The sequence below is a fragment of the Streptomyces sp. NPDC087310 genome (assembly GCF_044744405.1).
Taxonomy (GTDB): domain Bacteria; phylum Actinomycetota; class Actinomycetes; order Streptomycetales; family Streptomycetaceae; genus Streptomyces.
Window position 1 is genome coordinate 238,656 of sequence record NZ_JBIUYF010000003.1, and the last position, 21,426, is coordinate 260,081.

Consider the following 21,426-nt stretch of genomic DNA (forward strand, 5'->3'; position numbering starts at 1 on the left):
TATCGCCGCGAGAACGCCGCGCGAGCACGACCGCGTCCACGCGCGCCGAGGGGGAGCACAGTCATGAGCCACGACGGCGCACGGGGCCGCTATGCGGGCGGTTCGGTCGCGGGCGGCCGGTACCAGCTCCGCGATCTGCTCGGCGAGGGCGGGATGGCGTCCGTATATCTCGCGTACGACTCGGCGCTCGACCGCCAGGTCGCGATCAAGACACTCCACACCGAGCTGGGGCGCGAACAGTCCTTCCGCGAGCGCTTCCGCCGCGAGGCCCAGGCCGTGGCCAAGCTGTCGCACACCAACATCGTCTCCGTCTTCGACACCGGCGAGGACACCCTCGACGGCGCCGTGATGCCGTACATCGTCATGGAGTACGTCGAGGGGCATCCGCTCGGCTCCGTGCTCCAGCAGGACATCGGGCAGTACGGTGCGATGCCGGCCGACAAGGCGCTCAAGGTGACGGCCGATGTGCTGGCCGCGCTGGAGACCAGCCACGAGATGGGCCTGGTCCACCGGGACATCAAGCCCGGCAATGTGATGATCACCAAGCGCGGTGTCGTGAAGGTGATGGACTTCGGCATCGCGCGCGCCATGCAGTCGGGTGTCACGTCGATGACGCAGACCGGCATGGTCGTCGGTACGCCGCAGTACCTCTCGCCCGAGCAGGCGCTGGGACGCGGCGTCGACGCCCGCTCCGACCTGTACTCGGTCGGGATCATGCTCTTCCAGCTTTTGACGGGCCGGCTGCCGTTCGACGCGGACTCACCGCTGGCGATCGCATACGCACACGTCCAGGAGGAGCCGGTCGCGCCCTCCAGCATCAACCGGTCGGTCACACCGGCGATGGACGCGCTGGTCGCGCGGGCGCTGAAGAAGAACCCCAACGAGCGCTTCCCGAGCGCGGACGCGATGCGCGACGAGTGCGCGCGCGTCCTGACGGCCGGGCAGCCGGGCGCCCCCGCGATCGTGCCGGGCGCCCCGCAGCACACCAGCGGCTCGGGCGTGGGCGCGGCGGTCTTCCCGCCGGTGGACCAGTCGGGCCAGGTGACCGCGCAGGGCGCGCAGGGCGGCGTACAGACGCCGTACCAGCCGAACCCGTACGGCGCGCCGACGCCCGCCCCTGCCTCCCCGTACGGCCCCGTGCAGACCCCGCCGCCGGTCCACGCGCAGAGCGCGGGCTACGGCTATCCGCAGGCGTCCCCGGCGTACTCGACCCCCGCGCCGACCGCGCCGCAGGGGTACAGCGTCTCCCCGCACGGCTCCTCCGGCTCCGGTGCGGGCAGTGGCGGCAGCGGGGGCGGCAAGCGGAACACCCCGGTGGTCGTGGGCTCGATCGCGGTCGCGATCCTGGCGATAGGCGGCCTGATCACCGCCCTCTCGATGAACGGCGGCTCGGACGACGAGAAGACCGACCCGGTCGCCGGTACCAGCAGCGCACCGGTGTCGGCGGACCACCGGGACCCGGAGCGGAACCGGACGATCGACTCCGACAAGTGCACGGACGCGTCCGAGGACAGCCTGGACCCGTCGAAGGTGCTCGCCCCCGACCTGCGGTACAAGGACATCATCTCGGTGAAGGACTGCCTGCGTAAGGCGGGCTGGACCTGGTCGGAGCCGAAGAAGAAGGACGACGGGGCGCAGGCCGAGGACATCGTGATCAGCCAGTACCCCGAACCGGGCTCGGCGGTCCTGCCCGAGGAGCAGCAGTTCGAGCTGACGATCTCCACGGGGGACGCGGGCTAGTCACGTAGGTCCCTCTCGTTCCGCGACGGTTTGTACGAAACGTCCGAGATGCCGGTTCCGGTGTCCCATGTGACGCTGAGTCGGTGAGTTCGACTCCCTCGTTCCACCTCCCGGGCGTGGCCGCGGTCGCCGTCGCGGCGCTGCTGATGGTGGCACCCGTCGCGCCCGTCGCATACGCCGAGGAGTCCGGGCCGCCCGGGGCGCCCGGGACGTCCGTGGTGGAGCCGGAGCCCGCCGCGCCGTCGGCGGTACGTCCCGCGGGCGAGGGGCGCCCCCGGCCGGGCAGGCCGACGGGAGGCCAGGTCGTACGGCCCGAGGAGGCGGGGCCGGCGGTCGGCGCCGAGAGCGACGGGGGCACGGACTCCGGGAGCGACCACGAGAACGACCCCGGGAACGACGCGGGCAGCGGGACGGGCGGTACGGGCGGTACGGGGCGCGATCCGCAGACCGGTGCGAGCGCGGCGGCCACACGCCCCGGCAAGGAGCCGCCGGCCACGCCCGCCCCCGCCACCTCCGCGGCACCGTCCGCCGACGCCGCCCGCCCCTCCGGCAAGGCGCCGGCGTCCCCCTCCGCGTCGCCCTCACGCGCGCGGCCGGACCGGCCCGCGCGGACCCCCCGGGAGGACGACGAGGAAGAGGCGGCAGGGGAGGACGAGGCGCTCCCCGAGGCGGTCGCGCCGATCCCCGAGACATCCTCGGCGCCCCGGTCCCCGGCCCCCGACACGGCCCGCGAGCGGGGCACGGCCTTTGTCACGAACGCGTCACGGCGGCCCGTCTCCGTACTGACCCTGGGCACCGGGATCACGCTGATCGGGCTGGGGCTCGGTTTTCTCGGCCTGCGGCTCCGCCGCCACTGACCCCCTCGCCACCTGCGCGTTCTTTCTTTCCTGGCGCTTCCGGAGCGCTTCTCCGGCGCGCCCCTGACAGCCGTGTAGTCCTTACGGCGTACTTATAGCGTCCCCCTCAGGTAGCTTGCGGGCCACGACATACTCGGTATACATACTGAGTATGTCGATTCGCCATGGGCTTCTCGCCCTCCTGGAACGTGGCCCGCGCTACGGCTCTCAGCTCCGCACGGAGTTCGAGTCACGCACGGGTTCCACCTGGCCGCTCAACGTCGGGCAGGTCTACACCACCCTCAGCCGTCTGGAACGTGACGGCATGGTCTCCCAGGACGGCGAGGACGAGGCGGGGCACGCGCTCTACGTGATCACGCCCGCCGGCCGTACGGAGCTGAAGTCCTGGTTCCGTACGCCGGTCGACCGGGCCAGCCCGCCCCGCGACGAGCTGGCGATCAAGCTCGCCATGGCGGTGGGCGCGCCGGGTGTCGACATCCGGGAGGTCATCCAGTCGCAGCGCCGCCACACCATCAAGGCGATGCAGGACTACACCCGGCTCAAGGCGCAGGCGCTGGACGCCGTACCGACGGACCGGGACGAGGTGGCCTGGCTGCTCGTCCTGGAACAGCTCATCTTCCAGACGGAGGCCGAGGCGCGCTGGCTCGACCACTGCGAGTCCCGGCTGATCCGGCTCTCGATGGTGCCGGTGCGCGAGGCCCTGACTGCGGGGGGAGCCACGGGCACCCCCTCGGGCACACCCACGGACGATCCGCCGGACGGCGCGTCCGGCACGGTGTCCGGTGCCGCGTCGGGTGCCGCGTCCGGTGCGCCCTCCGGCCGGACGCCCGTGAAGGGGCCCCACCGGTCCGGCGGTCGCTGACACCACCGCCTGCCGGCCGCCGATCCCGGCGGCCGACCGCCGGCTCCGCCTCCCGGCCGGATCCGGCGGGACGCACCCCCGCCCGCGTCCCGCCGGATCCGGCCGGGCCGGACCGAACGATCGCGCTCACGGTCCCGGCGGCACCGCACCACGCCCGTCCCGCGCGTACGTACCGCGCCCAGCGCATGCGCGCGCTCACCGCGCCCCCGCATCGCACGGAACCACTCCTCCATCCACGTACATCCCATAGGGGGGACCCTCATGGCCCGCAAGTCACATGAGCATCAGCAGTCACAGAAGCCACAGCAGCAACTCAGTACACCCCCGGCGCCCCCGTCCCGGTCCGGCTCCGCCCAGAGCCCCGTTCTGCAGCTCCAGGATCTGACCCGCGTCCACGGCAGCGGCGCCACCGAGGTGCACGCCCTGCGCGGGATCAACCTCGATGTCTTCCCCGGCGAACTCGTCGCCGTCATGGGCCCGTCGGGCTCCGGCAAGTCCACCCTGCTGACGATCGCGGGCGGCCTCGACATACCCACCTCCGGCCGCGTGATCGTCGAGGGCACCGACATCACCACCGTCGACCGCAAGAAGCTCGCGGCCCTGCGCCGCCGCAGCGTCGGCTATGTCTTCCAGGACTACAACCTGATCCCCGCCCTCACGGCCGCCGAGAACATCGCCCTGCCGCGCGAGTTGGACGGCGTCTCCGCCCGCAAGGCACGCGTCGAGGCGCTCGCCGCCCTCGCGGAGATGGGCCTCGAACAGCTCGCCGACCGCTTCCCCGACGAGATGTCCGGCGGCCAGCAGCAGCGCGTCGCCCTCGGTCGCGCGCTCGTCGGCGACCGGCGCCTCGTCCTCGCGGACGAGCCGACCGGCGCACTCGACTCCGAGACCGGCGAAGCCGTGCTCGGCCTGCTCCGCGCCCGCTGCGACGCGGGCGCCGCCGGCATCCTGGTCACCCACGAGCCGCGCTTCGCCGCCTGGGCGGACCGCGTGGTCTTCCTGCGGGACGGCGCCGTCGTCGACCAGACCCTGCGCAGCGACGCGGAGTCGCTCCTCTCCGGCCAGGCGGCCGAGCTGTGAGGACCTGGTACCACTCCTGGCGGGCCGCACTGCGTATCGCCCGCCGCGACGCCTGGCGCTACAAGGGACGCAGCTTCCTCGTCCTGGCCATGATCGCGCTGCCCATCCTCGGCGTGAGCGCCCTGGACCTGACCATCCGCAGCTCGGAACTCTCCGCCGCGGAGGCCGTGGAACGGGATCTGGGCGGCGCCGACGCCCGGTTCTCCGACCCCGAGTACGGCGGCGTACCCGTCATGCAGACCCCCAAGGCCGACGGTTACCAGCCGAAGGGGGACTTCGACGACGAGCCGTGGCCCGACGGCCCCACCGACGTCAAGAAGGCCATCCCGGCGGGCGCCACCGTCCTGGAGGACGCCGTCGGCTCCGGGAAGCTCCGCACCACCCACGGGCTGCTGCACGCCGAGATCCGTGAGCTGAAGGCCACGGACCCGATGGCGCGGGGCATCATGCGCCTCGGCGAGGGCCGGTTCCCGGAGAAGGGCGGCGAGGTCGCGGCGACCACCCACTTCCTGGAGGCGAGCGGTCTGCGGATCGGTTCGAAGCTCACCGCCCGTGGGTTCGACGCCGAGTACCGGATCGTCGGCTCGTACGAGCTGCCGAGCGACCTCAAGGCGGACCAGGTCAACGCGCTTCCCGGTGCACTGCTGGCCCCGCTCGACAAGGCGCTGAAGGCCGACGACCTGCCCGGTACGAGCAGCCGCAGCACGTATCTGGTCAACCTGGCCGGGTCCGGCTCCGGGTCCGGGTCCGGCTCCGGTGGTTTCACGTGGAACATGGTCCAGGAGATCAACGCCAAGGGTGTCCTGGTGGTCTCGCGCGCCGTGGTCCTGGACCCGCCGGCCCGCGCCGATGTCGCCCTGTACCAGCAGGACGGCTGGGGCGACTACGAGCAGAGCGACATGGCCCAGACCGCCGAGCTGGCCGCGATCGGCACCGTCGTCGGCCTCGCGATGCTGGAGATCTGCCTGCTGGCGGGCCCCGCCTTCGCCGTCGGCGCCCGGCGCTCGCGCCGCCAGCTCGGCCTGGTCGGCGCCAACGGCGGCGACCGGCACCACGTCAGGGCCATCGTCCTCGGCGGCGGTCTGGTGATCGGTGTCGCCTCGGCGGTCGTCGGTACGGTCCTCGCCATCGGCCTGACCTTCGCCCTGCAACCCCTCCTTGAGGACTACCTCGGCAAGCGGTTCGGCAGCTTCGACATCCGGCCGCTGGAACTGGGCGGTATCGCGCTGCTCGCCGTACTGACCGGCCTGCTCGCCGCGATCGTCCCGGCCATCACCTCCTCCCGGCAGACCGTTCTGGCCTCGCTCACCGGCCGCCGTGGGGTCCGCAGGTCCAACCGGGTGCTGCCGATCGTGGGGCTGGTCGCGGTCGCGATCGGCGCGGCGATCGCGCTGTACGGGTCGCTGATGACCGACCAGTTCGCCATCGTCGCGGCCGGCAGCGCCCTCGCCGAACTGGGCGTGGTCGCGCTGACCCCGGCCCTGGTGGGGCTGTTCGGCCGGATCGGCCGCTGGCTGCCGCTCTCGCCGCGGCTGGCGCTGCGCGACTCCGTACGTAACCGGGGACGCACGGCCCCCGCCGTGGCCGCCGTACTGGCCGCCGTCGCGGGCACCGTCGCGGTCTCCACGTACACCGCGAGCAGCGACGCCCAGCAGAGGGCCGAGTACGTGCCCGAGCTGCCGCACGGCGCGGTCTCCGTCATGATCACCGAGGCCGGCGGCCGGGATGTGCCCACCGTGCGGCAGGCGGTCCAGCAGACCCTCCCCGTCGACGTCCGGGCCGATGTGGACCGCGTCAACGTCGGCAAGCCCAGTTGCGAGATGTACAGCGACGAGGAGGGCTGCGGGCAGTACGAGGTCATCGTGCCCGAGGCCAACCAGTGCCCGCTGTGGAAGGAGGGCGACGGGGGCGAGGATCTCACCACGGCCGAACGCCGCAAACTCGGCAAGGACTGGCGCTGCAAGGACAACGAGGTCTACAGCTATGCCGACTACGGCGTGCTGGTCGGCGACGCCAAGGTGCTGAAGGTCCTCGGCATCAAGGACCCGGAGGCCGGGAAGGCGCTCGCCGAGGGCAAGGCCGTGTCGTTCGACAAGCGGAACGTCAACAAGGACGGCAAGATCGACATCCGTGCGATCACCGATGTCAAGGCCGCGGACAAGGCACGGGAGGCGGACGAGGAGCCGCCGGGCGACATCAAGTCGTTCACGGCGCACCAGGCCCCCGAAGGCACCAACGCATACGGCCTGTCCATGATCATTACCCCGGCCACCGCGAAGGCAGCGGGCTTCGGCACCGTCCCGTTCGGCGCGTACTACTCGACCACCTCCCTGCCGACCGGCGCCCAGCAGCAGAAGCTGGACGGTGAGATCGACAAGACCGGCACCGAGGTCAACCTGCGGATCGAGAAGGGGTACAGCGCCGAGACCGGCATCGTGCTGCTGGCGCTGACCGTCTTCGCCGGTCTGATCACCATCGGCGCCGCCGGTATCGCCACCGGGCTCGCCCAGGCCGACGCCGAGGCCGATCTGAAGACGCTCGCGGCGGTCGGAGCCCCTGCCCGGGTCCGCAGGACACTCAGCGGCTTCCAGTGCGGGGTGGTGGCGGTGATGGGGGTCCTCCTCGGCTCGGCGGCCGGGGTGCTGCCCGCCATCGGGCTGCTGCTGACCGAGCGCCGCGCGCAGGAGACCTGGTACCAGGACGCGCTGGACCAGGGCCTCGGCTCGACCTCGCCGCCGTTCGTGCCCATCGTCGTCCCGTGGGCCACGGTGGCCGCCCTGCTGGTCGCCGTCCCGCTGGGCGCGGCGCTCCTGGCGGCGCTGGTCACCCGTTCACACCGGACGCTGGGCCGCAGGGCCGCCACGTAACGGCCCGGTGCCCGCCGGGAACACCCGTGGGGCACGGTTGTGGGGCCTCCCGGCCCCGGAAGCGTGCCCCAGGGACCGCCGGGACCGTGCCCCGCGGGACCGTGCCCCCGTACGAAGACGATCCGTCTTCGTACGGGGGCACGCCTCGTGGTGACGCACTTGTGCGAGACAATGGGCCGCATGGAGATGCCGAGGAACGAACGGTCGCAGGAGAGCCCCCATGTCCTGGTGGTCGGACAGGACGGGATGGCGCTCGGCGGCGGCGGGGCCGACGCCGAGGCGCGTGAGATCCCGGTGACGGAGATGGTGGAACAGCCCGCGAAGGTCATGCGCATCGGCAGCATGATCAAGCAGCTTCTGGAGGAGGTGCGGGCGGCTCCTCTGGACGAGGCGAGCCGGGTACGGCTCAAGGAGATCCACGCCGGCTCGGTGAAGGAGCTGGAGGACGGGCTCGCCCCCGAGCTGGTGGAGGAGCTGGAGCGGCTCTCGCTCCCCTTCACCGACGAGGCGATCCCCTCCGAGGCGGAACTGCGGATCGCGCAGGCCCAGTTGGTGGGGTGGCTGGAGGGTCTGTTCCACGGGATCCAGACGGCGCTGTTCGCCCAGCAGATGGCGGCCAGGGCCCAGTTGGAGCAGATGCGGCGCGCGCTGCCGCCGGGCTCCGTCCCGGAGGACGAGGGCGACCAGGGCCATGGCGCGATCCGCTCGGGCCCGTATCTGTAGATCCGTAGAACCGTCGACGGCTTCCGCGAAGCATCATGTGACAGGGATGGCGCGGTCCGGCCCACCTAGGGTGCGCCGGACCGCGCCCCTTTTCTCAGAAGCTTCTGTTTCTCAGGAGCCTCTGTTTCTCAGGGGCCCCTGCTCTCAGGGCCCCTGCTCTCAGGGCCCCTGTTCCCAGGAGCCTCCGGCTCAGGAGGCGAGGAGCAGCACCTTGCCGATGTGCGTACCGCTCTCCAGCGCGCGGTGCGCGTCGGCGGCCCGCTCCATCGGCAGCGTCTGATCCACGATCGGCCGGACCCGCCCGTCCGCGATCAGCGGCCAGACATGCTCCCGTACGGCCGCGACGATGGACGCCTTCTCGGCCAGCGGACGGGCACGCAGCGACGTCGCGGTAATGGCGGCGCGCTTGCCCAGCAGGGCGCCCAGATTGAGTTCGCCCTTCGCCCCGCCCTGGAGACCGATCACCGCGAGCCGGCCGTTGACGGCCAGCGCCTTCACGTTCCGCTCCAGGTACTTGGCGCCGACGATGTCGAGGATGACATCCGCTCCCGCGCCCTCGGTGGCCTTGCGGATCTCCTCGACGAAGTCCTGCTCGCGGTAGTCGATCAGGATGTCCGCGCCCAGCTCGGCGCAGCGCGCCAGCTTGTCGGGGCCGCCCGCGGTGACCGCGACCCGCGCGCCCACCGCCTTGGCGAGCTGGATCGCCATCGTGCCGATCCCGCTGGCGCCGCCGTGCACCAACAGCGTCTCGCCCGGCCGCAGGTGGGAAATCAGGAACACGTTGGACCACACCGTCGAGGTGACCTCGGGCAGCGCCGCGGCCGTGGCCAGGTCCAGCCCCTCCGGTACGGGCAGGAGCTGCCCCGACGGTACGGCGACCCGCTCCGCGTAGCCGCCGCCGGCCAGCAGCGCGCACACCTCGTCCCCGACGGCCCACCCGGCGACACCGGGCCCCAGCGCCGTGATCCGGCCCGCGCACTCCAGGCCCGGGTACGGGGAGGCGCCGGGCGGGGGATCGTAGAAGCCCTGGCGCTGCAACAGATCGGCGCGGTTGACGGCGCTCGCCACCACCTCGACGAGCACCTCGCCCTCACCGGCTACGGGATCGGGCACCTCGGCCCATACGAGCGCGTCGGGGCCACCGGGTTCCGGAATCGTGATCGCATGCATGGCCGCGAGGCTACTCCTGAGCGCCGGGCGGAGCGGCGAGGTCGGCCGGTGGAGTTGGTGGCCAGGTCGGTTGGTGGCCGGGTCCTTGCGGGCCAGGTCGGTTGGTGGCCAGGTCGGTTGCGGGCCAGGTCAGTTGGCGAGGCCGGACTCCGTGGGGCTGGTGGCCCGGACGATGGTGATCAGCCGGTCGGTGAGCTGGAGCGGGCTCGCGGCGGGGTCGTCGTAACCGAGCAGCCGGTGCCCGCGCAGCACGCTCACGACCAGGTCGTCCGTCTCCCGTACGCTCCGCCCCACCTCGGCCTTTATCACCGGGCGTTCGATGAGGTCGAGGCCGCTGCCCTGCTGGATCAGATCCTCCATCACCGTGCCCGCGCTGGGGCTGAGCACGGAGAGCCCGAGCAGCCGGCCGGCCGCGCTCGCGCTGGTGATCACGGCGTCCGCGCCGGACTGGCGCAGCAGCGGCGCGTTCTCCTCCTCGCGCACCGCGGCGACGATCTTCGCGCCCCGGTTGAGCTGCCGTGCGGTCAGGGCCACCAGGACCGCCGTGTCGTCGCGCTGGGTGGCGATGACGATCTGGCGGGCGCGCTGGAGTTCGGCCCGCAGCAGCACATCGCTGCGGGTCGCGTCGCCGACGACCCCCACGAACCCCTCCGCGTTGGCCGCCTCGATCACCTTGTTCGACGGGTCGACGATGACGATCTGTTCCTTCTTCAGACCCGTGGCGCAGAGGGTCTGCATCGCCGAGCGCCCCTTGGTGCCGTAGCCGACGATGACGGTGTGATCACGCAAGTTGGACCTCCAGCGGTTCAGCCGCCACTCCTCACGGGTGCGCTCCGTGAGGACCTCAAGAGTGGTTCCGACCAGGATGATGAGAAAACAGACCCGCAGCGGGGTCACGAGCAGGACGTTCACCAGCCGCGCGGTGTCGCTGTACGGGACGATATCGCCGTACCCGGTCGTGGAGAGCGTGACGGTCGCGTAGTAGACGGAGTCGAGGAAGTCGACCGAGTCGTCCGCGTTGTCGTGGTAGCCCTCGTTGTCGATGTAGACGAGGAAGACCGTCAGCGCGAGGACGAACAGCGCCATCAGCAGCCGTCGGCTGACCTGCCGCAGCGGCCGTACGGTCTTGCGGCGCGGCAGCTTCACCCGAGCGGTGACCAGATACTCGTCCGCGCGTCTGGCCATCGCGTCCTGGCCCGGAAGTTTCACGTGAAACACCCTCCGTCGACCGTTGCCATGGCGTTCCACGGCAGGTCGAGAACTTCCAGATCGTCGCCCGGCCGCGCACCACCGGGCTTCACCACCGCGAGCCCGTCCGCGGCGGCGATACCGCGCAGCATGGCCGGACCGTTGAATCGCAACGGTACGAGCCCTTCGTCCCGGTGGACGAAGGGGACGAGCCGGGTGTCGGACGGATGTCCGTGCACCGCGTCCCGTACGGGTACGTGGTACGGCGTCCGGGGCGCCCGCCCCGCCAGCGCGCAGAGCACGGGCTCGGCGAGCGTCAGCAGCCCGGAGACCGCGGCGAGGGGGTTGCCGGGCAGCCCGATGAACAGCCGTCCGGGGGCTCGCCGGGCCAGCACCATGGGGTGACCGGGGCGTACGGCGACCCCGTCCACCAGCAGTTCGGCGCCTGTCCGCCGCAGCACGGTATGGACATGGTCGACCGGTCCCGCCGCCGTACCGCCCGTGGTGATGACGAGATCCGCGGTGGACGCGGAGACGGCGCGGTACAGCGCCTCGGCGTCGTCGCCGAGCCGGCGGGTGGCGGTGACCTCCGCGCCGAGGGCGCACAGCCAGGGGGCGATCAGCGGGCCGAGGGCGTCCCGGATCAGTCCGTCGCGGGGGAGCCCTTCGGCGAGCAGTTCGTCGCCGAGGACCAGCACGTCGACGCGCGGGCGCGGGACGGTGGGCAGCTCGTCGTACCCGGCCGCCGCCGCGAGCCCCAGCACGGCGGGGGTGATCACATAGCCGGCCGGCAGCAGATGCTCGCCGGAGCGGCACTCCTGGCCGCGCGGCCGGATGTCCTGGCCCTGGATCACCGGGCGTTCGGAGTGGAGATGTCCGGCGCCGTCGGTACGGGCGTGTTCGCTGCGGATCACCGCGGTCGCGTCGGGCGGGACACGGGCGCCGGTGGCGATCCGTACCGCCGAACCGTCGGGGAGCGGCGCGGCCGTGGCGTGCCCGGCGAGCAGACCGGGGCCGGGGCCGTCGTCGTCTCCGTCGCCGCCGTCGCCGCGGTTCCGTACGGACCAGGGGCCCGGCCCGGAGACCGCCCAGCCGTCCATGGCCGAGGTGTCGAAGGACGGCAGGTCGGTCAGCGCGGCCAGCGGCTCGGCGAGTGCCAGGCCGAGGGCCTGGTCGAGGGGGACCCGGCGGGCCCGCGCGGACGGCGTTCCGTCCGGTGCCGTGGCCCGCCCGGAGCGGGCCGCGAGCGCGCGGGCGTCGGACCACGCCAGGGCGCCGTGCCGGCCGGACGCGGCGGGACCGCTGCCGGTGCCCGCGCCCCGGCCGGTGCCGTGGCGCGCGCCCGGACCGGCCGGGCTTCGGCCGACGAGGGCCAGCACGTCGTCGATGCCGTCGATGCCGTCGATCCCTTCCAGCCCACCGCGCCCACCGGCCGTCCCGGTCCCGTTGCCCGCCGTGGTCCCGTCGGCCTTGCGGTCATGGGCGGTCATCCTGCGTCGGCCCCCTTGGCCTTCGCCTCGGCCTTGGCCTCCGCCTCCGCCTCGGCCGCCCAGCGCAGGGCCAGCGCCTCGGCCTTGCGGGCCGCTTCCGCGACGGCTTCGGGCCCGTCTCCCCCGGCCTTGCCCGCCGCGTACCCGACCAGGAAGGTCGTCAGCGGCGCGGCGGGCCGGGCGACGCCGTGCGCGGCGTCGCGGGCGAGGTCGAGAAGGGCGGACGTGTCGACGTCCAGCTCGATGCCGAGTTCGTCCTTGACTGCGGTGATCCATTCGTCCAGCACGGTCCCATGCTCCCTGATCCGGGCTCGCGCCGTGGAGATGTCTTCCCAGGTGTCACAGTCGAAGGAGGCGAGGGGCTCCGCTTCGACCCAGGCGAGTTCGAGTTCGTCCACGAGCAGCCGCAGGGGCAGCCCGGCGAGGCTGCCGTACTCGGTACGGAGCAGGGCGATCTCGCGGCGCAGCGGCTCGGCACGGTAGGCGGCGACCAGCGGCTGGTCCCGGCCGTCGGCGTCGGTGAGCAGCGCCGCCTCCACGCCGCTGCCGACGAGCGTCCCGAGCAGTCGGCGCACCGCCGACCGGGAGAGGAAGGGCAGGTCGGCGGAGAGGACGAGCACGGTCTCCGTGTCGGTCCTCATGGACCGCACCCCGGCGTCGAGCGCGGCGAGCGGACCGCCGCCGGGCGGCTCCTCGCGGGTCCAGCGCACCGGCCGGGCCGTGGGGCGCCGGCCGCCCACGACCACCGTGTCGGCGGCTCCGTCGCTGGCGGCGAGCACCCGGTCGAGCAGCGCCCGGCCGCCGACCCGCACACCGGGCTTGTCGACCCCGCCGAGCCGTCTGGCGGCGCCTCCGGCGAGCACGATGGCGTCATACGCGGTCATGGCTGCATTATGTGCCGTGATCGCCGGTTCGAAGCACCCGAGGCCGCCCCTTCTTCGGAGGCGGCCCCGTCACAACGTGCGCAGCAGCACCGCCGGCTGTTCGACGCAGTCCGCCACATGGCGCAGGAAGCCGCCCGCCGTACCGCCGTCGCAGACCCGGTGGTCGAAGGTGAGCGAGAGCTGGACGACCTGACGCACCGCCAGCTCGCCCTGGTGGACCCAGGGTTTGGGCACGATCCGGCCGATGCCGAGCATCGCGGCCTCGGGGTGGTTGATGATCGGGGTGGAGCCGTCGACGCCGAACACCCCGTAGTTGTTGAGCGTGAAGGTGCCGCCGGACAGATCCTTCGGCGTCAGGGCGCCGGACCGGCCCGCCTCCGTGAGCCGGGCGAACTCGGCGCTCAGCGACTCCGCGGAGCGGGTGTGCGCGTCCCGTACGACGGGGACGACCAGCCCGCGGTCGGTCTGCGCGGCGAAACCGAGATGCACCGCGGGCAGCCGCACGACCTCCCGGGCCGCCGTGTCCACGGTGGAGTTCAGCTCGGGGTGCCGGGCGAGGGCCGCCGTGCAGATCCGGGCGAACAGCGCGATCAGCGAGACCTTGGGCCCTCCCGCCGCGTTCATCGCCGTACGGGCGGCCAGCAGCTCCGTGGCGTCCGCGTCGACCCAGCAGGTGGCGTCCGGGATCTCGTGCCGACTGCGGACGAGCTTGTCCGCGACCGCGCCCCGTACGCCCCGCAGCGGCACCCTCGTGGCGCCGGACGGCAGCGGAGAAGCCTGCGCGCGGTCGGGCACGTGCGGTGCGGGCCGCTGCGGCGCGGCCGGGGACGCCGTGGCGCCGTCCCGTATCGCCCGCTCGACGTCGCAGCGCAGGATCAGTCCGTCCCGGCCCGTGCCCGTGAGCGCGCGCAGATCGAGGTCGTGCTCGCGGGCGAGCCTGCGCACCAGCGGCGAGACCACCGGGACGGGCCCGGCCGTCCCGTTCGCGGTGGTACCGGCGGGAGGGGCCGTACGGTCCCCGTTCCGCTGCGGCCGGACCCGGCGCCTGCGGGCCACCGGCGCGCCCGTGCCGTACCCGACGAGCACATTGCCCGACGCCCCGTCCCTGGACGGAGACGGAGCCGGGGACGGAGACGGGGACGGGGACGGCGCGGGTTCGGCCACCGGAGCCGCAGCGGGGCCAGGGGTCGGGGGCGCGGTGGAGTCGGGCTCCGGCCCGTCGGCCGGGGCGGACGCGCCCACCGCGACGGTCAGCAGCGGCGCCCCGACCGGCAGCTCCGTGCCCTCCTCGCCGTAGCGCGCCGTCACCACACCCCCGTAGGGGCAGGGCACCTCGACCATCGCCTTGGCCGTCTCGACCTCGACGACCGGCTGATCGACGGCGACGACATCCCCCACCGACACCAGCCAGTGGACGATCTCCGCCTCGGTCAGCCCTTCACCGAGGTCAGGCAGTTTGAATTCCAGCACCTGCGCCATCAGCTCTCCGTCTCCCACTGGAGCCGCGCAACCGCGTCCAGCACCCGGTCCACTCCCGGAAGATGGTGCCTCTCCAGCATGGGCGGCGGATACGGAATGTCGAATCCGGCCACCCGCAGCACCGGCGCCTCCAGGTGGTGGAAGCAGCGCTCGGTGACCCGCGCGGCGATCTCCCCGCCCGGCCCGCCGAAGCCCGTGGACTCATGGACGACGACCGCCCGGCCCGTACGGCGCACGGATTCCGCCACCGTCTCGTCGTCGAACGGCACCAGCGAGCGCAGGTCGACGACCTCCAGGTCCCAGCCCTCGGCGCGGGCCGCTTCCGCCGCGTCGAGACAGACCGGAAGCGAGGGGCCGTACGTGAGCAGCGTGACGCTGGAGCCCCGCCGGCGGACGACCGCGCGCCCGATCGGCCCGACCGCGGCCGGCGCGTCCGGCGACCACGCGGCCTTCGACCAGTAGAGCCGCTTCGGCTCCAGGAAGACCACCGGGTCGTCGGAGGCGATGGCGGCCCGCAGCAGCCCGTAGGCGTCCTCGACCGTCGCGGGCGTGACGACATGGAGGCCGGGGGTCGCCATGTAGTACGCCTCGGAGGAGTCGCTGTGGTGCTCGACGCCGCCGATCCCGCCGCCGTACGGCACCCGCACCGTGATCGGCAGCGGCAGCGCGCCGCGCGTGCGGTTGCGCATCCGCGAGACATGGCTGATGAGCTGTTCGAACGACGGATAGGCGAAGGCGTCGAACTGCATCTCCACGACCGGCCGCAGCCCGTACATCGCCATGCCGACGGCCGTCCCCAGGATGCCCGCCTCGGCGAGCGGGGTGTCCGTGCAGCGCTCGTCGCCGAACTCGGCCGCGAGCCCGTCGGTGATCCGGAAGACCCCGCCGAGCGTGCCCACGTCCTCCCCGAGGACATGGACCGCCGGGTCCTCGGCCATCGCGTCGCGCAGCGCGCGCTGGAGCGCCAGCGCCATCGTGGCGGGCTTCGCGGCGACGGCCTTCTCCACGACGGTGCCGGTGCCTGTGCCGGTCATCGCGGATCACCGGACCCTTCGACGGCCGACTCGGCGGCGGCCGTCGACTCGGCGGAGGCGGCCAGCTCGGCCCTGAGCTGGTCCTCCTGCTCCCGCAGTTGCGGCGTCCGCTCCGCGTAGACGTGCGCGAAGAGGTCCATGGGGTCGAGCACCGGATCCGCGTTCATCCGGTCGCGCAGCCGCGCCGCCATCGTCTCGGCGGACTCGGCGGCCTTCGTGATGCCGTCCTCGTCGAGCACCCCGCGCGCCGTCAGCTCGCGCTCCAGCAGCCGCACCGGGTCGTGCGCGCGCCAGGTCTCCACCTCGCCCCCCTCGCGGTAGCGCGTCGCGTCGTCGGCGTTCGTATGGGCGTCGATGCGGTACGTGACGGCCTCGACCAGCGTGGGGCCCCCGCCGCGCCGGGCGCGGCCCAGCGCCTCGTCGAGCACCCGGTGCACCGCGACCGCGTCGTTCCCGTCGACCAGGCGGCCCGGCATGCCGTACCCGACGGCCTTGTGGGCCAGGGAGGGCGCGGCGGACTGCTTGGCGAGCGGCACGGAGATCGCGAAGCCGTTGTTCTGGACGAGGAAGACGACCGGAGCGCGCCATACGGCGGCGAAGTTCAGCGCCTCGTGGAAGTCGCCCTCGCTGGTGCCGCCGTCACCGACCAGGGCGAGCGCGACGACGTCGTCCCCCCGGAGACGGGCCGCGTGCGCCAGCCCCACCGCGTGCGGAAGCTGGGTGGCGAGCGGCGTGGAGAGCGGGGCGATCCGGTGCTCGTGCGGGTCGTACCCGGTGTGCCAGTCGCCGCGCAGCAGCGTCAGCGCCTGGACGGGGTCGAGCCCGCGCGCCACCGCTGCGAGGGTGTCGCGGTAGCTGGGGAAGAGCCAGTCCTGGTCGCGCAGGGCGAGCGCGGCGGCGACCTGGCACGCCTCCTGACCGGTGCTCGACGGGTAGACGGCGAGCCTGCCCTGCTTGGTCAGGGCCGTGGCCTGCGCGTTGAACCTGCGGCCGCGGACCAGCTCGGCGTAGAGCCGCAGCAGCAGCGCGGGGTCGGCCCCGGCCGCGGCGTCCGTACCCAGTACGCGGTACGGCTCGGGGTCGGGGAGCAGCGGTGCGGGATCGGTCCGCGGCTGCCAGGCCGGCGGCGGGGCGGGTGGACGGGCCGCGGCGGCGGGCAGTTCCTGGACCGGCGTGCTGCTCTTCTTCACGCGTGCACCTCCTCGTCGGGGCGAACGGGCGGGAGCGCCGGATCGCGGCGCCGCCTCCCTACCGATTGTTCGGTCGTCGGGCCATTTTGGCTACACACGCCTCCAGCCTGTGGACAAACGGTTCTCCACAGCCTGGGATGGACGCAGGCCGTCCATGGCGGGGAGTCCGGGAGACAGGAGAGCTGAACAAATGGCCGACGGCACGGAACGGTCCGCCGCGCAGGAGCAGCCGCCGCGCCCGCTGGACGCCATCGACCGGGACATCCTGCGCATTCTCCAGACGGACGGCCGCGCCTCGATACGGTCGGTCGCCGAGCGCGTCCATGTGTCGCGGGCCAACGCGTACGCGCGGATCAACCGGCTGATCGACGACCGGGTGATCCGCGGTTTCAGCGCCAGGGTCGACCATGAACGCGCCGGTCAGGGGGCTTCCGCGTACATCACGCTGAAGATCGTCCAGAACTCCTGGCGCACGGTGCGCGAGCAGCTTCAGGAGCTGCCGGGCGCCACCCACATCGCGCTGGTCAGCGGCGATTTCGATGTCCTGCTGCTGGTGCACACCCCGGACAACAGGACGCTGCGGGAACTGGTCCTGACCAGGCTCCAGTCGATTCCGGAGGTGCTCTCGACCCGCACGCTGCTGGTGTTCGAGGAGACGGACCTGGACCCGGGGAGCGCGCCGCCTCCCTGAGGCGTGTCCCTCAGGAGGCGCGCGGCCGGGAGGTACGCAACCGGGAGGTGCCCAGCCGGAAGGTGGCCGGCCCGCCCGTCAGGAGGCGCGCAGCCCGTCGAAGGCCAGCCGTACGACGGCGTCCGCGACCTGGTCGTGGTCGTAGCCGCCGGCCGCGTGCGGCCGGTACCACTCGACCAGGGAGTTGACCATGCCGAAGAGCAGCCGGGTCGCCAGCTTGGTGTCCAGGTCGGCCCGCAGGTCCCCCTCAGCGGCGGCGGCCTTGAGGAGGCCGGCGACGCGCTGGTCGAACTCCCTGCGCCGTTCCATCGCCCAGCGCTCGGTCCCCGTGTTGCCCCTGACCCGCAGCAGCAGCGTCACATAGGGCAGCTCGGCCATCAGCACCTCGACCGTGCGCCGGGTGACGTACTCGACCCGGACGACGGCCCGGCCACGTGTCGCGCCGTCCTCCTCCAGGATGCCGAAGAGGCCGTCCAGGGCGCGGCTGACGGCCCGGCGCAGCAGCTCCTCCTTGCCGACGACATGGTGGTATATGGAGGACTTGGAGATCCCGGCCGCCTTGGAGAGGTGCTCCATGGAGGTGCCGTCGTAGCCGCGTTCGTTGAAGACGCGGACGGCCACGGCCAGCAGGGTCTCGGGTGTGTAGGTGTCGCGCTTGGCGGTGGTCATGAACGCCCCTGCTTCGCTTCGGTGTCGGCGCGGCGGGTCAGCGCCGTGGACGGGGCGTAACGGCCGCCGGGATACGCGCCGTCCAGGGCCGACAGGAAGGACCTGGCCCACCACGCCGTGAGCCGGTCGCACCACTCGCCGGGTCCGCCAGGGTAGTTCACGCCGAGTTTCATGGCCGTGTCGATGTCCCGCGCGCTCGCCACCCCGCGGGCGGCGGCGTCGCAGGCGAGGTCGATCAGCAGGGCGACGGTACGGCCGACGATCATGCCGGGGACGTCGTCGACGACGCTGACCCGCTTGCCGAGCCGCTGGAAGAGGCCGATGGCCGCCCGCAGGTCCCCGGGGTCGGCGTCGGCCCCGGGCGCGAGGGCGACGCGCGTACAGGAGCGGTAGTCCAGCGCGAGGTCGAAGTGGATGCACGGCCCGGAGGGGTCGCCCGTGGCGCTCGATCCGTCGGTGAGGCGCAGCGCCGTACCACCGGGCAGGGCGAGGAAGCCGTCGGAGACGTGCGGGGTGCGGTCGCGGGTGACCTTGACGCCCGCTTCCTCGATCATCTCGCGCAGGACGGCGGCGGGCCCGAGATCCGCGTGCACGCCGACCGCGTCCGGGGCCTCGCACGGCCCTTCGGTGCGCGGTAGGGGCGTGGCGGCGCCCTCTGTGTACGGGAACCACCCCTGGCCCGTCTTACGGCCGAGCCGGCCCGATTCCACCAGCCTGCGCTGGGCGAGCGAGGGGGTGAACTTCGGGTCGTGGAAGAAGGACTCCCACACGGAGCGGGTGACGGCCTCGTTGACGTCCTGGCCGATCAGATCGGTCAGCTCGAAGGGGCCCATCCGGAAGCCGCCGCTCTCACGCAGGACCGCGTCGATGGTGGCGGGGTCGGCGGCGCCCTCCTCGTACACCCGCAGCGCCTCCGCGTAGAAGGGGCGTGCGACGCGGTTGACGACGAAGCCCGGCGTATCGGCGCAGCGCACCGGGGTCTTCCCCCAGGCCAGCACGGTCTCGTACGCGCGGGTCACGGCGTCCGGGGCGCTCGCGAAGCCGCTGACGACCTCCACGAGGGGCAGCAGGGGCGCCGGGTTGAAGAAGTGCGTCCCCATGAGGCGTCCCGGCAGGCGCAGCGCGCCCGCGACGGCCGTGACGGAGAGGGAGGAGGTGTTGGTGGCGAGCAGGCAGTCGTCGGCGACGACGTCCTCCAGCGCGGCGAACAGCTCCCGTTTGGCGGAGAGCTCTTCCAGGACGGCTTCGATCACGAGCGCGGCGTCGGCCAGTTCGGCGAGGTCCGCGGCGGGGAGCAGCCGGGCCACCGCGGCGTCGCGGGCCGCCGGGTCGAGCCGGCCCTTGGCGACCAGCCGGTCCAGGCGTCCCGCGATGGTGGCGGCGGCCTGTCCCGCACGGCCCGGCACGGCGTCGTAGAGCCGTACGGGGTGGCCGGCGACCAGCGCCACCTGGGCTATGCCCTGGCCCATCGTGCCGGTGCCCGCGACCGCGACGACGCGGCCCGGCTCGATTGCTGTCATGGCCGCAATCCTCCCGTATCGGTGGGGCGCGCGGTGCCGGGGAGGCGACCGCTGTCCGCCCGGTTCGTCGTCGGTTGTCCACAGGATCGCCCGGATCCCCTTATCCCGACCGATCGTTCGGTTACTCTAACTCTGTCCGCCGGTCCATGCCCCCGCCCCGTTCCCTGCCCCCGTCCGCCGCCTCCGTTTCTCCGCCCGCGCACGTCCTCGCATGTCCCGCATGTCCGATGAACTCGATGAGGAGTTGGTCCACGATGGCCGCCCAGCTCAGCCCCCAGCAGCTCGCCGAGAAGCACCGGCCCACGCTCGACCGGGCCCTTGAGACGGTCGGGTCCCGCGGCTACTGGTCCCCGCACCCCGAGCACCCCAAGGCGTACGGCGAGAGCGCGCCCGCCGACGGGCTCGCCGCCTTCCAGGCGCTGCGCGGGACCCGCTTCGAGCTGGACCAGCCGGGTACGGACGGCTGGACCGGCGGCGAGGTCTCGCCCTACGGGCCGGCCCTGGAGATCGAGTACCCGCACGCGGACCCGGACGTCCTGCTGCCCGCCCTGCGCGCGGGCATGGGCGCGTGGCGCGCGGCGGGCCCCGAGACCCGCGCCCTGGTCTGTCTGGAGATCCTGGCGCGGATCAGCGCGCGGACCCACGAGTTCGCGCACGCGGTGATGCACACGAGCGGCCAGGCGTTCACGATGGCGTTCCAGGCGGGCGGTCCGCACGCCCAGGACCGCGGCTTGGAGGCCGTGGCGTACGCGTACCAGGAGCAGACGCGTACGCCCGCGTCGGCCGAGTGGTCCAAGCCGCAGGGCAAGCGGGACCCGCTGGAGCTGCGGAAGTCCTTCACCGCCGTGCCGCGCGGGGTCGCGCTGCTGATCGGCTGCAACACCTTCCCCACGTGGAACGGCTATCCGGGGCTGTTCGCCTCCCTGGCCACCGGCAACCCGGTGCTGGTCAAGCCGCATCCGCGCGCGGTGCTGCCGCTCGCGCTCACCGTACGGGTGGCCCGGGAGGTGCTCGCCGAGGCGGGCTTCGACCCGAATCTGGTGGCGCTGGCGGTGGAGCGGCCCGGCGAGGGGATCGCCAAGACCCTGGCCGTCCGCCCGGAGGTCCGGATCATCGACTACACGGGGTCGACCGCCTTCGGCGACTGGCTGGAGGCCCATGCGCGCCAGGCGCAGGTGTACACGGAGAAGGCGGGCGTCAACACGGTCGTCGTGGACTCCACGGACGACTACAAGGGGATGCTCTCCAACCTCGCCTTCTCACTGTCGCTCTACAGCGGCCAGATGTGCACGACGCCGCAGAATCTGCTGATCCCCCGGGACGGCATCACGACGGACGCGGGCGAGAAGGCGTACGACGAGGTGGTGGCCGACCTGGCGGCCTCGGTGGCCGGGCTGCTGGGCGACGACACCCGGGCCAACGCGCTGCTGGGCGCGCTGGTCAACCCCGGGGTGAGGGCCCGTCTGGAGGCGGCCGACGGGCTCGGGGACATCGCGCTCGCCTCACGCGAGATCGCCCATCCGGACTTCCCGGACGCGGTGGTCCGTACGCCCGCGATCGTGAAGGCGGACGGCGCCCGCAAGGTCTGGGAGAAGGCGTGGGAGGGCGGCGAGGAGGTGCCGTACCTCACCGAGTGCTTCGGCCCCGTGTCCTTCGCGGTCGCCGTGGACTCGACGCAGGACGCGCTGGAGCTGCTGCGGCGCACGGTGCGCCATCAGGGCGCGATGACGGTCGGCGGGTACACGACGTCCCCGGAGACGGAGCACGCGCTTGAGGAGGTCTGTCTGGAGGAGTCCGCGCAGCTCTCGCTCAACCTCACGGGAGGGGTGTACGTGAACCAGACGGCGGCGTTCTCGGACTTCCACGGCTCGGGCGGCAACCCGGCGGCGAACGCGGCGCTGTGCGACGCGGCGTTCGTGGCGAACCGCTTCCGCACGGTGGAGGTCCGCCGGCCGTCCTGAGCCGTTCCGTTCGGGTCGGGC

The 21,426-nt window shown here is 73.0% G+C and carries 17 protein-coding genes; 8 read left to right on the top strand and 9 right to left on the bottom strand.

The window, feature by feature from the left end; genetic code table 11:
* Positions 1 to 63: 63 nt before the first annotated feature.
* The 6 genes from ACIO3P_RS11620 (at position 64) to ACIO3P_RS11645 (ending at position 8,129) form a co-directional block, all read left to right on the top strand.
* Positions 64 to 1,740 carry a protein kinase gene (locus ACIO3P_RS11620; protein ID WP_401849043.1) on the top strand — a complete coding sequence of 559 codons (1,677 nt, stop codon included), beginning with the start codon at positions 64 to 66 and terminating at the stop codon, positions 1,738 to 1,740.
* A gap of 83 nt (positions 1,741 to 1,823) precedes the next feature.
* Positions 1,824 to 2,597, top strand: a complete 774-nt coding sequence (locus ACIO3P_RS11625) for a hypothetical protein (RefSeq protein ID WP_401849044.1) — start codon at positions 1,824 to 1,826, stop codon at positions 2,595 to 2,597.
* A 151-nt stretch (positions 2,598 to 2,748) separates the two neighbouring features.
* Positions 2,749 to 3,459, top strand: a complete 711-nt coding sequence (locus ACIO3P_RS11630; protein ID WP_401849046.1) for a PadR family transcriptional regulator — start codon at positions 2,749 to 2,751, stop codon at positions 3,457 to 3,459.
* 261 nt (positions 3,460 to 3,720) lie between these two features.
* Positions 3,721 to 4,539 carry an ABC transporter ATP-binding protein gene (locus tag ACIO3P_RS11635; protein ID WP_401849048.1) on the top strand — a complete coding sequence of 273 codons (819 nt, stop codon included), beginning with the start codon at positions 3,721 to 3,723 and terminating at the stop codon, positions 4,537 to 4,539.
* Positions 4,536 to 7,406, top strand: coding sequence for an ABC transporter permease (locus ACIO3P_RS11640; RefSeq protein ID WP_401849050.1), 2,871 nt, complete (start codon positions 4,536 to 4,538; stop codon positions 7,404 to 7,406). Before ACIO3P_RS11635 ends, ACIO3P_RS11640 begins: the two co-directional genes overlap by 4 nt.
* Positions 7,407 to 7,586: 180 nt before the next feature.
* Entirely contained in the window at positions 7,587 to 8,129 is a 543-nt protein-coding gene (locus ACIO3P_RS11645; protein WP_329828279.1) for a bacterial proteasome activator family protein, read from the top strand.
* A 189-nt stretch (positions 8,130 to 8,318) separates the two neighbouring features.
* Here the strand turns inward: ACIO3P_RS11645 and ACIO3P_RS11650 are convergent, their stop codons facing one another.
* From ACIO3P_RS11650 to pdhA, 7 genes are all read right to left on the bottom strand, one after another.
* Complete coding sequence (locus tag ACIO3P_RS11650; RefSeq protein WP_401849051.1) at positions 8,319 to 9,299, bottom strand: NAD(P)H-quinone oxidoreductase; 981 nt, start codon at positions 9,297 to 9,299, stop codon at positions 8,319 to 8,321.
* Positions 9,300 to 9,428: 129 nt separating this feature from the next.
* Positions 9,429 to 10,484, bottom strand: coding sequence for a potassium channel family protein (locus ACIO3P_RS11655; protein WP_329828342.1), 1,056 nt, complete (start codon positions 10,482 to 10,484; stop codon positions 9,429 to 9,431).
* 20 nt (positions 10,485 to 10,504) lie between these two features.
* Positions 10,505 to 11,977, bottom strand: a complete 1,473-nt coding sequence (locus ACIO3P_RS11660) for a molybdopterin molybdotransferase MoeA (RefSeq protein WP_401849053.1) — start codon at positions 11,975 to 11,977, stop codon at positions 10,505 to 10,507.
* Complete coding sequence (locus ACIO3P_RS11665) at positions 11,974 to 12,861, bottom strand: NTP transferase domain-containing protein (RefSeq protein WP_401849055.1); 888 nt, start codon at positions 12,859 to 12,861, stop codon at positions 11,974 to 11,976. Before ACIO3P_RS11665 ends, ACIO3P_RS11660 begins: the two co-directional genes overlap by 4 nt.
* Positions 12,862 to 12,930: 69 nt before the next feature.
* Complete coding sequence (locus tag ACIO3P_RS11670; protein ID WP_401849057.1) at positions 12,931 to 14,340, bottom strand: dihydrolipoamide acetyltransferase family protein; 1,410 nt, start codon at positions 14,338 to 14,340, stop codon at positions 12,931 to 12,933.
* On the bottom strand, positions 14,340 to 15,374 hold the full coding sequence (locus ACIO3P_RS11675; protein ID WP_401849059.1) for an alpha-ketoacid dehydrogenase subunit beta: 1,035 nt from the start codon (positions 15,372 to 15,374) through the stop codon (positions 14,340 to 14,342). Before ACIO3P_RS11675 ends, ACIO3P_RS11670 begins: the two co-directional genes overlap by 1 nt.
* Positions 15,371 to 16,564: a pyruvate dehydrogenase (acetyl-transferring) E1 component subunit alpha gene (pdhA, locus tag ACIO3P_RS11680; RefSeq protein WP_401849061.1), complete on the bottom strand. Its 1,194-nt coding sequence runs from the start codon at positions 16,562 to 16,564 to the stop codon at positions 15,371 to 15,373. Before pdhA ends, ACIO3P_RS11675 begins: the two co-directional genes overlap by 4 nt.
* A gap of 190 nt (positions 16,565 to 16,754) precedes the next feature.
* On the opposite strand from pdhA, the gene ACIO3P_RS11685 reads away from it, so the two are divergent.
* Positions 16,755 to 17,255 (top strand): Lrp/AsnC family transcriptional regulator, encoded by a 501-nt coding sequence (locus ACIO3P_RS11685; RefSeq protein ID WP_329828271.1) that lies wholly within the window; start codon positions 16,755 to 16,757, stop codon positions 17,253 to 17,255.
* 78 nt (positions 17,256 to 17,333) lie between these two features.
* Here ACIO3P_RS11685 and ACIO3P_RS11690 read toward each other — a convergent pair whose 3' ends face one another.
* Entirely contained in the window at positions 17,334 to 17,924 is a 591-nt protein-coding gene (locus ACIO3P_RS11690) for a TetR/AcrR family transcriptional regulator (RefSeq protein WP_329828270.1), read from the bottom strand.
* A complete protein-coding gene (locus ACIO3P_RS11695) occupies positions 17,921 to 19,444 on the bottom strand; it encodes a 3-hydroxyacyl-CoA dehydrogenase (RefSeq protein WP_401849063.1) in 1,524 nt (507 codons plus the stop codon). The genes ACIO3P_RS11690 and ACIO3P_RS11695 overlap by 4 nt, the downstream gene beginning before the upstream one ends.
* 254 nt (positions 19,445 to 19,698) lie before the next feature.
* Here ACIO3P_RS11695 and paaN point away from each other — a divergent pair, with 254 nt between their 5' ends.
* Positions 19,699 to 21,405 (top strand): phenylacetic acid degradation protein PaaN, encoded by a 1,707-nt coding sequence (paaN, locus tag ACIO3P_RS11700; protein ID WP_401849065.1) that lies wholly within the window; start codon positions 19,699 to 19,701, stop codon positions 21,403 to 21,405.
* Positions 21,406 to 21,426 lie beyond the last annotated feature (21 nt).